Annotated in this window: 15 protein-coding genes and 1 pseudogene; 10 read left to right on the top strand and 6 right to left on the bottom strand. The window is 61.9% G+C overall.

Features of this window, described 5'->3' with window-relative positions; translation table 11 throughout:
- Positions 1 to 137 precede the first annotated feature (137 nt).
- On the bottom strand, positions 138 to 464 hold the full coding sequence (locus B4F27_RS10345) for a TIGR02300 family protein (RefSeq protein ID WP_237278238.1): 327 nt from the start codon (positions 462 to 464) through the stop codon (positions 138 to 140).
- A gap of 112 nt (positions 465 to 576) precedes the next feature.
- Between B4F27_RS10345 and B4F27_RS10340 the strand changes: the two genes are divergently transcribed.
- Together B4F27_RS10340 and B4F27_RS10335 are read left to right on the top strand one after the other, a co-directional pair.
- Positions 577 to 1,275: a M48 family metallopeptidase gene (locus tag B4F27_RS10340; RefSeq protein WP_286759615.1), complete on the top strand. Its 699-nt coding sequence runs from the start codon at positions 577 to 579 to the stop codon at positions 1,273 to 1,275.
- A gap of 55 nt (positions 1,276 to 1,330) precedes the next feature.
- Positions 1,331 to 1,981 (top strand): GntR family transcriptional regulator, encoded by a 651-nt coding sequence (locus tag B4F27_RS10335; RefSeq protein WP_005851189.1) that lies wholly within the window; start codon positions 1,331 to 1,333, stop codon positions 1,979 to 1,981.
- Between the two features lie 21 nt (positions 1,982 to 2,002).
- Here B4F27_RS10335 and B4F27_RS10330 read toward each other — a convergent pair whose 3' ends face one another.
- The 3 genes from B4F27_RS10330 to B4F27_RS10320 form a co-directional block, all read right to left on the bottom strand.
- A complete protein-coding gene (locus B4F27_RS10330) occupies positions 2,003 to 2,965 on the bottom strand; it encodes an acetyl-CoA carboxylase carboxyltransferase subunit alpha (protein WP_005851191.1) in 963 nt (320 codons plus the stop codon).
- Positions 2,966 to 3,029: 64 nt separating this feature from the next.
- A complete protein-coding gene (locus B4F27_RS10325) occupies positions 3,030 to 3,629 on the bottom strand; it encodes a LysE family translocator (RefSeq protein WP_243251112.1) in 600 nt (199 codons plus the stop codon).
- A 104-nt stretch (positions 3,630 to 3,733) separates the two neighbouring features.
- Positions 3,734 to 4,693 carry an L-malyl-CoA/beta-methylmalyl-CoA lyase gene (locus tag B4F27_RS10320; RefSeq protein ID WP_037943086.1) on the bottom strand — a complete coding sequence of 320 codons (960 nt, stop codon included), beginning with the start codon at positions 4,691 to 4,693 and terminating at the stop codon, positions 3,734 to 3,736.
- 249 nt (positions 4,694 to 4,942) lie between these two features.
- Between B4F27_RS10320 and dgcN the strand changes: the two genes are divergently transcribed.
- The 3 genes from dgcN to B4F27_RS10305 are packed head-to-tail and all read left to right on the top strand — an operon-like array spanning position 4,943 to position 7,819.
- Positions 4,943 to 5,944, top strand: coding sequence for an N-acetyltransferase DgcN (gene dgcN / locus B4F27_RS10315; RefSeq protein WP_064216388.1), 1,002 nt, complete (start codon positions 4,943 to 4,945; stop codon positions 5,942 to 5,944).
- 45 nt (positions 5,945 to 5,989) lie between these two features.
- On the top strand, positions 5,990 to 6,955 hold the full coding sequence (gene dgcA, locus B4F27_RS10310; protein ID WP_286759614.1) for an N-acetyl-D-Glu racemase DgcA: 966 nt from the start codon (positions 5,990 to 5,992) through the stop codon (positions 6,953 to 6,955).
- Positions 6,956 to 6,958: 3 nt separating this feature from the next.
- Complete coding sequence (locus B4F27_RS10305; RefSeq protein ID WP_005851201.1) at positions 6,959 to 7,819, top strand: D-amino-acid transaminase; 861 nt, start codon at positions 6,959 to 6,961, stop codon at positions 7,817 to 7,819.
- A 31-nt stretch (positions 7,820 to 7,850) separates the two neighbouring features.
- Here B4F27_RS10305 and B4F27_RS10300 read toward each other — a convergent pair whose 3' ends face one another.
- A complete protein-coding gene (locus B4F27_RS10300; RefSeq protein ID WP_278424818.1) occupies positions 7,851 to 8,165 on the bottom strand; it encodes a DUF1244 domain-containing protein in 315 nt (104 codons plus the stop codon).
- A gap of 280 nt (positions 8,166 to 8,445) precedes the next feature.
- Here B4F27_RS10300 and pyk point away from each other — a divergent pair, with 280 nt between their 5' ends.
- The 4 genes from pyk to rplT all read left to right on the top strand — a co-directional run bounded on the left by pyk (position 8,446) and on the right by rplT (position 10,876).
- Entirely contained in the window at positions 8,446 to 9,891 is a 1,446-nt protein-coding gene (pyk, locus tag B4F27_RS10295) for a pyruvate kinase (RefSeq protein WP_278374852.1), read from the top strand.
- A 44-nt stretch (positions 9,892 to 9,935) separates the two neighbouring features.
- Positions 9,936 to 10,163, top strand: coding sequence for a hypothetical protein (locus B4F27_RS10290; protein ID WP_005851207.1), 228 nt, complete (start codon positions 9,936 to 9,938; stop codon positions 10,161 to 10,163).
- 131 nt (positions 10,164 to 10,294) lie between these two features.
- On the top strand, positions 10,295 to 10,495 hold the full coding sequence (gene rpmI, locus B4F27_RS10285) for a 50S ribosomal protein L35 (protein ID WP_005851209.1): 201 nt from the start codon (positions 10,295 to 10,297) through the stop codon (positions 10,493 to 10,495).
- Between the two features lie 15 nt (positions 10,496 to 10,510).
- Positions 10,511 to 10,876 carry a 50S ribosomal protein L20 gene (rplT, locus tag B4F27_RS10280; RefSeq protein WP_005851211.1) on the top strand — a complete coding sequence of 122 codons (366 nt, stop codon included), beginning with the start codon at positions 10,511 to 10,513 and terminating at the stop codon, positions 10,874 to 10,876.
- Positions 10,877 to 10,948: 72 nt separating this feature from the next.
- On the opposite strand, the gene B4F27_RS10275 is transcribed toward rplT, so the two are convergent.
- On the bottom strand, positions 10,949 to 12,172 hold the full coding sequence (locus tag B4F27_RS10275; protein WP_286759613.1) for a YbfB/YjiJ family MFS transporter: 1,224 nt from the start codon (positions 12,170 to 12,172) through the stop codon (positions 10,949 to 10,951).
- Between the two features lie 138 nt (positions 12,173 to 12,310).
- On the opposite strand from B4F27_RS10275, the pseudogene B4F27_RS10270 reads away from it, so the two are divergent.
- Positions 12,311 to 12,959 (top strand): annotated as a pseudogene (locus B4F27_RS10270) (phenylalanine--tRNA ligase subunit alpha); the annotation flags it as partial.

The raw sequence follows: 12,959 nt of genomic DNA, 5'->3' as shown, positions 1-12,959 counted from the left end.
TCCCAGCTGAGCTAAGGCCCCATCGTGGATCAGAGATCCGGGAAGTGTATCAACCGTTCAAGGCCGATGCGCCGCTGAATAGGCGGTCGCGAAGGCGGGATCAAGAGGAAAATCTATCCCGCCCTCGCAAAATTCAATCAATCTTCGTCGTCGGATGCAACGTCGGCGATTTCTTCGAGTGGAACGGTATCATCATCGTCGTCGTCATCGTCCAGGATGTCGTCGTCCAGATCCACATCTACATCGTCGTCATCTACCAATGTCTCGTCATCATCCGAGTTGCCTTTTTTGGCTTTGGCTGTGACGGCATCTTCGGCGTCTGCGGCGATCATGCGGGATTTGGAGTTATCCACCTCGACCACTTCGCCGGAGTAAGGGCTGATGATCGGATCTTTGTTCAGGTCGTAGAACCGCTTGCCCGTTGTGGGGCACAGGCGCTTGGTTCCCCATTCTTCATTGGGCATCGAAGTCCCCTTTTTGAAAGTGTTGTTGCGTATAGATGATTCAGGCCAAGTGCCATATGAGATAGGCACTGTCAAAGGCAATCGCCACCTCATCGCGACCCGGAACCCTGAAATGCCTGATCCTGTCCTGCCCGGAAACCCGCCTATCCCGCTGATCCTGCGCCGCTCTGCGCGGGCGCGGCGGATATCATTGCGGATATCGCAGCTGGATGGGCGGGTGACGCTTACCATGCCGAAACGCTTGAAAGAGGCAGAGGGAATCGCCTTTGCCCGCGAAAAGGAGGCGTGGATTCGGCAACATCTGGAAGCGCGTGGCGCTGATGTTCTGGTGGGCATCGGGGCAGAGTTTCCCTTGGGCGGTCGGATGCTGCGGGTGGAGGCCGGGCAGGGCAAGCGGGTGGTGCTGGGGACCGATACGATTTCCGTGCCCGGCCCGGCGGCACGTGTGCCGACCCGGCTCGCTGCGCATTTGAAAGAGCTCGCGCGGGACCGGCTGACCGGGGCCTGCGACGATTATAGCGCGCTGCTGGGGCGGCCGTACAGCAAGCTAACCTTGCGGGATACGCGGTCGCGGTGGGGGTCTTGCACCTCGGATGGGGGGCTGATGTTTTCGTGGCGCTTGATCCTGACGCCGCCCGACGTGCTTGATTACGTCGCCGCCCACGAGGTCGCGCATCTGGCGCAAATGAACCATTCGCCCGCCTTCTGGGCCGAGGTCGAACGGATTTACGGACCCTATCAAGAGGCGCGTGGCTGGCTGCGCACCCACGGCAGCGACCTGCACCGGTTCAAGTTTACCGCGCAGGCATAGGGCGCGCCCGCGTTGCGCCATTGACGCAGCGGCGATTCGTGATCACAACGACGATATGAACCTGAACCCTCGCCCCCTTGATGCGCATCCTTTGGCTCATGACCGTGTCTATCGGCAGTTGCGGACCCGCATCATGCACGGCGATCTGGCCCCGGGACAGGCGCTGACCCTGCGGGGAATCGGCAAGGAATACGAGGTGTCGATGACCCCCGCCCGAGAGGCCGTGAGACGGCTGGCGGCGGAAGGGGCGCTGACCATGTCGGCCTCTGGCCGGATATCGACGCCGGAGCTGAGCAACGAACGGATCGAGGAACTGGCCGCCCTGCGCGCCCTGATCGAGGTGGAGCTTGCGAGCCGCGCCCTGCCACGGGCCCACCTTGCGCTGATCGACCGGATGCAGGCGATCAACAATGCCATCTCGGATGCGGTGATCCACCGTGACGCGGTGAGCTATATTCGCACCAATCTGGAGTTTCATCGCACGCTATACCTGCGGGCGCAGGCCCCTGCGATGCTGGCGATGGCGGAAACGGTCTGGCTGCAGATGGGTCCGACGATGCGGGCGCTTTACGGGCGGCTCAGACGGACAGAGCCGCCGCATTTTCACAAGCTGATTATCGCGGCGCTGCGCGCGGGCGACGAACCCGGTCTGCGGCTGGCAGTGCGCACCGACGTGACCCAAGGTCTGCGGATGCTGGCGACGTGATGCGCCAGCGGGCGGCGTAGATTACGCCGCCAGCCCCTTGGCCCCGAGGTCGAGGAATTTCTTGCGACGATCTGCCACCAGCGCCTTTGGGTCTTTGCCCGACAGGTCATCCAGCATCGCGGCAATCGCCTTGCGCACCGATGCAATCGCCTCTTTCCGATCCCGATGCGCGCCGCCACGGGGTTCGGGGATGATGCGGTCGTTGACGCCCAGTTGTTTCAGATCTTGCGCGGTCAGGCGAAGCGCTTCGGCGGCCTCGCGCATTTTCTCGGCATCTTTCCACAGGATCGATGCGCAGCCCTCGGGCGAGATCACGGAATAGACGGAATGTTCCAGCATGGCGACGCGGTTCGCCGTGGCAAAGGCAACCGCCCCGCCTGACCCACCTTCACCGATGATGACAGACACCAGCGGCACGCCGATCTGCAAGCATTTCTCGGTCGCGCGGGCGATGGCTTCGGATTGGCCACGCTCTTCCGCGCCTTTACCGGGGTAGGCACCGGGGGTGTCCACCAGCGTGATCACGGGCAGCCCGAACTTGTCGGCCAGTTCCATCAGGCGCACGGCTTTGCGGTAGCCTTCGGGGCGGGCCATGCCGAAATTGCGTTCGATACGGGATTTGGTGTCGTTGCCTTTTTCATGGCCGATCACGACGACAGGCGTGTCGTTGAACCGTGCCAGACCGCCCATGACCGCAAGATCATCGGCAAAGTTCCGATCCCCCGCCAGCGGGGTGTATTCGGTAAACAGGGCCTCGATATAGTCTTTGCAATGGGGCCGGTCGGGGTGACGTGCCACCTGACATTTGCGCCACGGCGTCAACGACTTGTACAGATCGTCAAGCATTTGGTGGGCTTTTTCGTCCAGTGTTTTGGCTTCGGCGCTCACGTCCATCCCTTCGGAGGACCGCGCCAGAGCGCGCAGCTCTTCCGCTTTGCCTTCCACTTCGGCCAGTGGTTTTTCGAAATCCAGATACTGTGTCATCACCTGCTCCGCGCTTTGTTCAGGGCTATATGGCGTTGATTTGCGGTCTTTGCAACGGAACCTGTTAGCTGGCCGGCCAAAGGGCGGGCAGCAGCGACGCCACAAGCAGCGCGGCCATGGTCACGTTAAACACCCGCAAACGCCGGGGATTGGTTAGAAAACGGGCCATCTGCCCGCCAAGAAGGGTCCAGAGGGTGACCGACGGCAGCGCCATCACCGCCACGACAAGCGCCGTGATCACCAGCGGCAATATGCCGGCAGAGGGCACGTAGATCGTGATGATACTGAGCCCGAAGGCCCAGGCCTTGGGGTTGACCCATTGAAACCCCGCCGCTTGCAGAAAGCTCAGCGGTTTGGCGTTCGGGTCTGCGCTTTGCACCGGGGCGGCGGTGGCGATCTTATAGGCAAGGTAGATCAGATAAATCAGGCTCAGGATCTTGAGCACCGAATAGATGACGGGAAAGGCGTCAAACACCCGGATCAGGCCAAAGCCCACCAGCAGCAACATGACCATAAAACCAAGGGTGATGCCCATCATATGCGGCACCGTGCGCGCAAAGCCGAAATTTGCGCCCGATGCCATCAGCATCAGGTTGTTCGGCCCCGGCGTGATAGAGGTGATCAGCGCGAAAAGCGCGAGCGCAGAGAGGACATCGATGGTCATGCTGCCTTGATGCCCCAAGCCGCGGGGCATGCCAAGCCCGCTTTGCTGCGGGGGAGGTGGCGCGGCGCGAGGGTCGCCTCGCGCCGCTGTTCAGTATCGCGGGGTTAGCGCGAGGCGATCATCTCGGACTGGCGCACGATGACTTCGGCCTGTTTGATGCTGGCGATATCGACCAAACGGCCCTTGTAGACGGTCGCGCCTTCGCCGTTGGCCTTGGCCGTTTCCATCGCGGCCAGAATCTCGCGCGCTTCGGCGACGGCTTCGTCGGAGGGGGTGAACACCTCGTTCGCGACGGCGATCTGCTTGGGGTGGATGGCCCATTTGCCGACCATGCCCAGGGTCGCCGACCGGCGCGCCTGCGCGCGGTAGCCTTCGTCGTCCGAGAAATCACCGAACGGACCGTCGACCGGCAGCACGCCATGGGTCCGGCAGGCGGCGACAATGGCGGTCTGCGCCCAATGCCACGGATCGGACCAATGCTTCGCCCCGTCGCGCAGCATGTAATAGTTTTCCTGCGTGCCACCGATGCCGGTCGTCTGCATCCCCATCGAGGCGGCAAAGTCGGCGGCACCAAGGCTCATCGCTTGCAGGCGCGGGCTGGCGGCGGCGATCTCTTCGACGTGGGCGATGCCTGCGGCCGATTCGATAATCACCTCGAACGAGATTTTCTTGGTGCGGCCCTTGGCGGTTTCGATCGCCGTAACCAGCGCGTCGACAGTATATACGTCAGCGGCGCAGCCGACCTTGGGGATCATGATCTGGTCCAGACGCTCGCCCGCTTGCTCCAGCAGGTCGACGACATCGCGGTACCAGTAAGGTGTATCCAGCCCGTTGATCCGCACGGACAACGTCTTGTCGCCCCAGTCTACATCGCTGATCGCCTTGATGATATTGGCGCGGGCGCTGTCCTTGTCTGTGGGGGCGACGCTGTCTTCCAGATCAAGGTTGATCACATCGGCGTCGGAACTTGCCATTTTTTCGAAGATTGCCGGGCGCGAACCGGGGCCGAACAATTGGCAGCGGTTGGGACGTGCAGGTGCTGTAGGCTGGATGCGAAAGCTCATATGCGGAATCCTTGAGTAATAAAGTTACGACTTGCTTGCCTTGGGTGGTATTAAATTGCGCTGCGCCCTGCAAGGGTGATCTCGCACCTGCAGCATCAGCGGCTGAATTTCTGTGCACAGTTCTTGCTCGCATCGGCAGATACCTGCAAAATTTCTGCGCCATCTCTTGCACCCACCACTCATTTGCAACCTTATCGCGCCGAAAGGCTGCGAAACTGAGCCAAAGCCAAATTGCAGGAGCATGTGATCATGATCAAAACACCTTATCTTCTTTTTCTGGGCGACGCGCCGGATCACCTTGCGGTTAAAGTGGCACAGGGCATCAAGGACTGGCGTCCTGAAAATGCCGTCGGTCAGCTGCGGCTGGACGGGTGCAAGGCGGATCTGGGTCTGACCGATATGACGCTTGCGCAAGCGAAAGAGGCAGGCGCGCAGACCTTGGTGATTGGCGTCGCCAACCGCGGGGGCACCATCAGCGCCACATGGCGCGCCGTGCTGGTCGACGCGCTGGAGGCCGGTTTCGATCTGGCATCCGGCTTGCATAACCTGCTGCGCAACGAGCCAGAGCTCGTGGCCGCCGCCGAGAAACACGGGCGCAGCTTGCATGACGTGCGTATCCCGTCGGTGCAGTACCCGATTGCGAATGGCGTCAAACGCAGCGGCAAGCGCGTGCTGGCGGTCGGCACCGATTGTTCGGTCGGCAAGATGTATACCGCGCTGGCGCTGGACGCGGCGATGAAAGAGAAGGGGCTGAAAAGCAGCTTCCGCGCGACGGGCCAGACCGGCATTCTGATCACCGGCGAAGGTGTGCCTTTGGATGCGGTGATCGCGGATTTCATGGCCGGCTCGATCGAGTATCTGACCCCCGACAATGACGATGATCACTGGGATATCATCGAAGGGCAGGGCAGCCTGTTCCACGTGTCCTATTCCGGTGTCACCATGGCGCTGATCCACGGCGGCCAACCCGATGCGTTGATCCTGTGTCACGAGCCGACCCGCAAGACCATGCGCGGTCTGCCCGACTACACGCTGCCGACGTTGGAAGAAGTGCGCGACGTGGCGCTGACGCTGGCAAAGGTTGCCAACGCAGGCTGTCAGGTGGTCGGTATCTCGATCAACACCCAGCATCTGTCGGAGGCAGAGGCAGATGCCTATCTGGCCGAGGTTGAACAACGCTTGGGCTTGCCAGCCGTGGACCCGTTCCGCCAAGGTGCCGCAAGATTGGCGGAGGCTTTGGCAGCCCTCTGATCGGCCCTTCGGGGAGAGTTTAAGTGGCAAAATGAAGGAGCGGATATGCGTATTGAGGTAAGCCGGGATGTCTTTCGGCTGGCGCAGGTCTTTACCATTTCGCGTGGATCGCGGACCGAGGCGCAGGTGCTCACGGTGCGGATCACCGATGGCGGCGTGACGGGGTGGGGCGAATGTGTGCCCTATGCCCGGTACGGCGAGACGCTGGAGTCGGTCACGGCAGAGATCGAAGCGCTGCGCGGGCCGTTGACGCGTGATGCGCTGTATGACCTGCTGCCGGCTGGTGCCGCGCGCAATGCAGTGGATTGTGCCCTGTGGGATCTGCACGCCAAGCAGGCGGGCAAACCTGTGTGGGAACTGGCGGGGCTGGCGCGACCGGGGCCCGAGATCACGGCCTTTACCCTGTCGTTGGATAGCCCCGAAAAGATGCGCGAACAGGCGGCCTTGCATGCGCATCGCCCGCTGTTGAAGATCAAGCTGGGCACGCCGGATGATATGCCTCGCCTTGAAGCTGTGCGCGCCGGTGCGCCTGACGCGCAGATCATCATCGATGCGAATGAGGGCTGGTCGGCCGCGGTATACGCCGATCTTGCGCCGCATCTGGTGCGGCTGGGTGTGTCATTGGTTGAACAGCCTTTGCCCGCAGGGGATGACGATGCGCTCGTCGGGATGGAGCGGCCCGTGCCGGTCTGTGCCGATGAAAGCTGTCATGACCGTGCGAGCCTTGCTGCGCTGAAGGGCAAATACGATGTGGTCAACGTCAAGCTGGACAAGACCGGTGGTCTGACCGAGGCGCTGGCGCTGCGCGATGCGGCTGTCGCGCAGGGCTATGAGGTCATGGTGGGGTGCATGGTCGGGTCATCGCTTGCGATGGCGCCGGCGGTGCTGGTGGCGCAGGGAGCAAAGGTCGTGGACCTTGACGGCCCGCTGCTTCTGGCCGAAGACCGCGACAACGCTTTGACATTTGACGCCGCCGGGGTGCATCCGCCTGCGGCCAAGCTTTGGGGATAAGACATGCGGACTGTATATGTGAACGGCGAATACCTGCCCGAGACCGAAGCCAAGGTTTCGATTTTTGATCGCGGGTTTCTGATGGCGGACGGGGTCTATGAGGTCACCAGCGTGCTGGACGGCAAGCTGATCGACTTTGACGGCCATGCCATCCGGCTCAGCCGGTCGTTGAACGAGCTACAGATGCGCAACCCGATCTCGAAGGAGGACCTGCTGGAGGTCCACCGCGAACTGGTGCGCGTGAACGAGATCGACGAGGGGCTGATCTATTTGCAGATCACCCGCGGGTCGGACGGGGACCGCGACTTTGCCTTCCCCGATCCCGAGACGACAGAGCCGACGATTGTCTTGTTCACTCAGTCCAAGCCCGGTCTGGCCGACAGCCCCGCCGCCAAGAAAGGTGCCAAGATCATCAGCATCGAAGACATCCGCTGGGGCCGTCGCGACATCAAGACGGTGCAGCTGCTGTATCCGTCGATGGGCAAGATGATGGCCAAGAAAGCGGGCTGCGATGATGCCTGGATGGTCGAGGACGGCTTTGTCACCGAAGGCACCAGCAACAACGCCTATATCGTGATGGGCAACAAGATCATCACCCGCGCCCTGAGCAACGAGATTTTGCACGGCATCACCCGCGCTGCGGTTCTGCGTTTTGCCAAAGAGGCGCAGATGGTGGTGGAAGAGCGTAACTTTACCATCCACGAAGCGCAGCAGGCGGATGAGGCGTTTACCACCTCCGCCAGCGCCTTTGTCATGCCCGTGGTCGAGATCGACGGCGTGGCCCTGGGCGATGGAACACCGGGCAAGGTCGCGCCGCGGCTGCGCGAGATCTATCTGGACGAGATGCGCAAGGCGGCGGTCTAACCCGCCTTGCCAAGGGGCTGGCTGCGCGCGGTCAGCCCTTTTCGCCGACGTTCTGTTCGAAGGCGACCTTGAACGCCTCTTTCTGCGCGTCCTGCGCGTCGGTCTGATAGTTGGCTTTCCATGCGTCCATGGTCATGCCGTAGAACAGCTCGCGCGCTTCTTCCTTGCCCATGTCGATCCCGCGTTCGTTTGCGGCTTCTTGATACCAGCGCGACAGGCAGTTGCGGCAAAATCCGGCCAGGTTCATCATGTCGATGTTCTGCACGTCCGTGCGGTCTTGCATCAGGTGCTGTTGCAGCCGGCGAAACGCCGCAGCCTGAAGTTCGATTTCCTGTTGTGTGGGCATTATGCTCTCCTGCGTGTGGGGTGGGGCCAAGCTATGGGTTGGCCGGTGCGGGTTCAAGGCGGCGGGCCGTGAATGTGGCACGGCCTTCCGCCGCCCGCTGTCATCGTGCTGTCATACTGTGGTGGGCATAGACGGGGCGGGCGATCTTCGCTAAGTGTTAACGCTAACACATGTTAACGCTAACTTATTTACTATCCACTCTGACCGCCGCGCGTGTTAGACCCGTGGCAATAAGCGCAGGGGCTTCCAAAGCCCGCAGATGAAAAGGGACGTCACCAGTATGAAACGCACGCGGAATGTCAAAGTAGTTGCCACCTTGGGTCCGGCCTCGGACACGCACGAGACGATATCGGCACTGTTTCACGCGGGCGCGGATGTGTTCCGGTTGAACATGAGCCACGGCAGCCATGACGAAATCCGGATCAAGCACCAGATCATCCGCCAGATCGAAGAGGAAACGGGATCCACGATCGGTATTCTCGCGGATCTTCAGGGGCCAAAGCTGCGTGTGGGTGTCTTTTCGGGGGACAGCGAATTGCTGGTCGAGGGCGCGTCCTTCCGGCTGGATCTGGACGAGGCAGAGGGCAATGCCCGCCGCGTGTGCCTGCCGCACCCCGAGATTTTCCAGGCGCTTGAACCGGGCGCATCGCTGTTGGTCAATGACGGCAAGATCCGCCTGAAGGTCAAGGAATGCGGTCCCGATTTCGCGGAGTGCGAAGTGATGATCGGCGGCGTGATCTCTAACCGCAAAGGCGTGAACGTGCCGGATGTGGTGCTGCCGCTGGCCGCCCTGTCGGAAAAAGACCGCGCCGATCTGGAATTCGTGTGCGAGCTGGGGGTCGACTGGCTGGCGCTGAGCTTTGTGCAGCGCCCCGAAGATGTGACCGAGGCGCGCGACCTAGCCAAGGGCCGTGCCGCATTGCTGAGCAAGATCGAAAAGCCGTCGGCCGTGGACCGGTTCGAGGACATCCTGGCGGTGAGCGACGGTATCATGGTCGCGCGCGGTGATCTGGGGGTTGAACTGCCGGTGCAGAACGTGCCGCCGATCCAGAAACGACTGGTGCGCAAATGCCGTGCGGCGGCAAAGCCGGTGATCGTGGCGACGCAGATGCTGGAATCGATGATCGAAAGCCCGATCCCCACCCGGGCCGAGGTATCAGATGTCGCGACCGCCATTTATGAAGGGGCCGATGCGGTGATGTTGTCGGCGGAATCCGCGGCCGGTGCCTATCCGGTCGAGGCGGTGCGCACGATGGATAACGTGGCCACCGAGGTAGAGCAGGACCCGACCTACACCCAGATTATCGAATCGTCGCGCAAGGTGGACCGCATGACCGTTGCGGACGGTATTGTCGCCGCTGCACGCGAGATTGCGGAAACCGCGAACATCAAGGCAATCTGTTGCTTCACCCAAAGCGGGACCACGGCGCTGTTGACCGCACGTGAACGCCCGCGGGTACCGATCATCGCGCTGACGCCCCTAGTCAAGACCGCGCGCCGTCTGGCGCTCACCTGGGGCGTCAATTGCGTTCAGACCGGTACGCTGGAACGCTTCAAGATGGCCGTGGTCAGCGCCGCACGCGTTGCCCGTGACGAAGGCTATGCCGGGCCGGAGGATATGATCGTTGTCACCGCAGGCGTGCCTTTCAACGTCGAGGGCAGCACAAATATCCTGCGCGTCGCACCCTGCGACGAACGATTGATTTTTAATACTGATCCGGAATAACCTCTGGTCAGGTAACAAGAATATATCGAGCAAGGGCAGGAATAATGGATACTGATCTGATTTTGGTGATTGGTCTTGCCCTTGCTGTGCTTTCTATCCCCTCTGTCGTGTCGGCCTTCTCTGATGGCCGTGCGCCGCGCGCGTCGGCGTTGACGGTGCTGATCGCGGGCGGGATGATTGTCTATGCCATCAACACCCATCCGGGCGGCTATGCGTTGGAAGACGTGCCAGACGCCGTTTTGCATGTGATTGCGCGCTACAAGTTCTGGTAAGCGCAGGCGTTTCGCGCTTTTGCCCTTGCTTTGGGCCCCTGTCCCTCCTATACGCCAGCTTCGTTCCGCGCGTCCGGCCTTCGTGGCATGCCGAGTCGCGCACCTACCGAACTCAAGTTAAGGAGACGGAAATGCCCAAGATGAAGACGAAATCGAGCGCCAAGAAGCGCTTTAAGATCTCGGCGACCGGCAAGGTCATCGGCGGTCAGGCTGGCAAACAGCATGGTATGATCAAACGGACGAAAAAATTCATCCGTGACGCGCGTGGGACAACAGCTTTGTCTGCACCCGACGCCAAGATCATCAAGGGCTTCATGCCCTACGACCGCTAAGATAGGAGAGCCGATATGTCCCGTACAAAAGGTGGTGTCGTTACCCACGCCCGTCACAAAAAGGTAATCAAAGCAGCCAAAGGTTACTATGGCCGCCGCAAGAACACCTTTAAGGTCGCCCGTCAGGCGGTCGACAAAGCCAACCAATACGCCACGCGCGACCGTAAGAACCGCAAGCGGAACTTCCGCGCATTGTGGATCCAGCGGATCAACGCCGCTGTGCGCAGCCACGACGAAGCACTGACATACAGCCGCTTCATCAATGGTCTGTCCCTGGCTGGTATCGAAGTGGACCGGAAGGTTCTGTCCGACCTGGCCATCAACGAGCCCGAAGCATTCGGTGCCATCGTGAAGCAAGCACAAGACGCACTGGCCGCGTAAGCGCCCTTTGCCGATCAGAAGTTTTAGAACGCCGCCCTGACATCGGGGCGGCGTTTTGCGTTTGAGCGGTGATCAGCTGGGGTCTTGTTGCGGCAGCGGTTTTTGAAACACCACCACAGCGGCCCCTGTCAGCAGGATCGCAGCGGCAGCCAGGAGGCTGGACCCGATATTGCCCGTCAGGTCGCCCAAGGCACCGGCGGCGAAGGGGCCTGCGGTCTGCGCGATGGCAAAGACCACGGTGAACAGGCTCATCGCGGCGGCCCAGCTTTCGGCAGGCAGGTTCTGGCGGATAAAGCTGGTGATCGCGCCAGGGGCCATGAAGACGCAAAGCCCGAACACCACGGCTGAAATCACCACGGCCCCACCCGCGGGCAGGACGAGCGGCAGCGCCGATCCGATTGCGATGCCGGTCAGGATCATCGCCAAGGGCTTGCCCGAAGCGTGCCGCGCCAATACCCCGCGCCAGACGAAGGGCGAGGCGATCAGCGCCACCCCCATGATGATCCACACCGCCGAGATCAGCAGCGCCGGTGCCTGTTGATCCGTCATCCACGCCGACAGGAACGTCAGATAGACGATGTATCCCATGGCAAAACCGACGTAGCCTGCAAGCTCTCTCCAGATCAGGTGCAGCTTGATGCCGCCGGCCGCCGTGTTGCGCTGTGCAGGCACCGACAAACGCGCCGCGGCCCATAGGGACAGGGGCAGGCAGGCGACGCTGATCGCGCCGATGATATACCAGCCATAGCGCCATGATCCGGTGCCCCAGAACTCTATCATCAGGGGCAGGGACGCGCCTGCCAGCATGATCCCGATACCGCCGCCCGCGCCGAACAGGATCGCGATCGCCAGCGCATTGCGGCGCGCGTCGCCCGGAAACAGCCGCGCGGTCAGCACCCCTGCGGTGGAAAAGGACATTGCCCCGAACACCCCCGCCGCGATCCGCCAGAAGGTCTGCCAGCCCATCGTCGCCTCGTACCCCGTCGCCAGCAGCGTCAGCGTCGTGGTCACCATGCCGAACCCGAACAACCGCGCAGGCGCGATGCGCCCGATCAGCAGCAGCGTCAGCACTGCGCCGATGATATAGCCAAGGGCATTCGCCGTGTTCAGCCAGCCCGCCTGCGCATAGGTCCAGTCCAGCTCGGTCTTCATCGCGGGCAGGATCAGCCCGTAGGCAAAGCGCGCGAACCCGTTGGTGACCGTCACCCCCAGCGTCAGGCCAAGCAGCGCCAGCCAGGGCCGTGTGACAGGTCGGGGCAGGGACGGGTTGCCGTCGGGTTGTAAAATCTCGGCCACGCGCGGCACCCCCTTGATGGTTTGCGCCACTATGTGCCCGCGGTTTCAGCATCACAAGACCCGCTTCACATGGCCCTGCCGCTTGTATTCGGGGCCAATTCTGCTAGCACCAGCCCGAGCAAAAGACATGAGGCCGATATGGACGACCTGAAAGCGAAATATCTGGGCCAGATCGCTGGTGCCGCCGACGAAGCCGCGTTGGAGGACATCCGTCTGGCCGCCGTGGGTAAAAAGGGCGAAGTCGCCCTGAAGATGCGCGAGCTGGGCCGTATGACGCCCGAAGAACGCCAGACAGTCGGCCCCGCGCTGAACGCGCTCAAGGACGAGATCAACTCCGCCATTGCCGCGAAGAAAGCAGCGCTTGGGGATGCGGCCCTTGATGAACGTCTGCGCAGCGAATGGCTGGACGTGACACTGCCCACGCGGGCGACGCGTCAGGGCTCGATCCACCCCGTCAGCCAGGTGACCGAGGAAGTGACCGCGATCTTCGCCGAGCTGGGATTCTCTGTCGCCGAAGGCCCGCGCATCGACACCGATTGGTATAACTTCGACGCGCTGAACATCCCCGGCCACCACCCCGCACGCGCCGAGATGGACACGTTCTATATGGCCCGTGCCGAGGGCGACGACCGTCCGCCCCACGTGCTGCGCACCCACACCAGCCCCGTGCAGATCCGCACGATGGAGGCCGAAGGCGCGCCCCTGCGCATCATCTGCCCCGGTGGCGTCTACCGTGCCGACTATGACCAGACCCACACGCCGATGTTCCATCAGGTCGAAGGTCTGG

Origin of the sequence: Sulfitobacter sp. UBA1132, assembly GCF_002311545.1 — a bacterium.
GTDB lineage: Bacteria > Pseudomonadota > Alphaproteobacteria > Rhodobacterales > Rhodobacteraceae > Sulfitobacter > Sulfitobacter pontiacus.
This window is presented reverse-complemented; position numbering and strand designations above follow the sequence as displayed.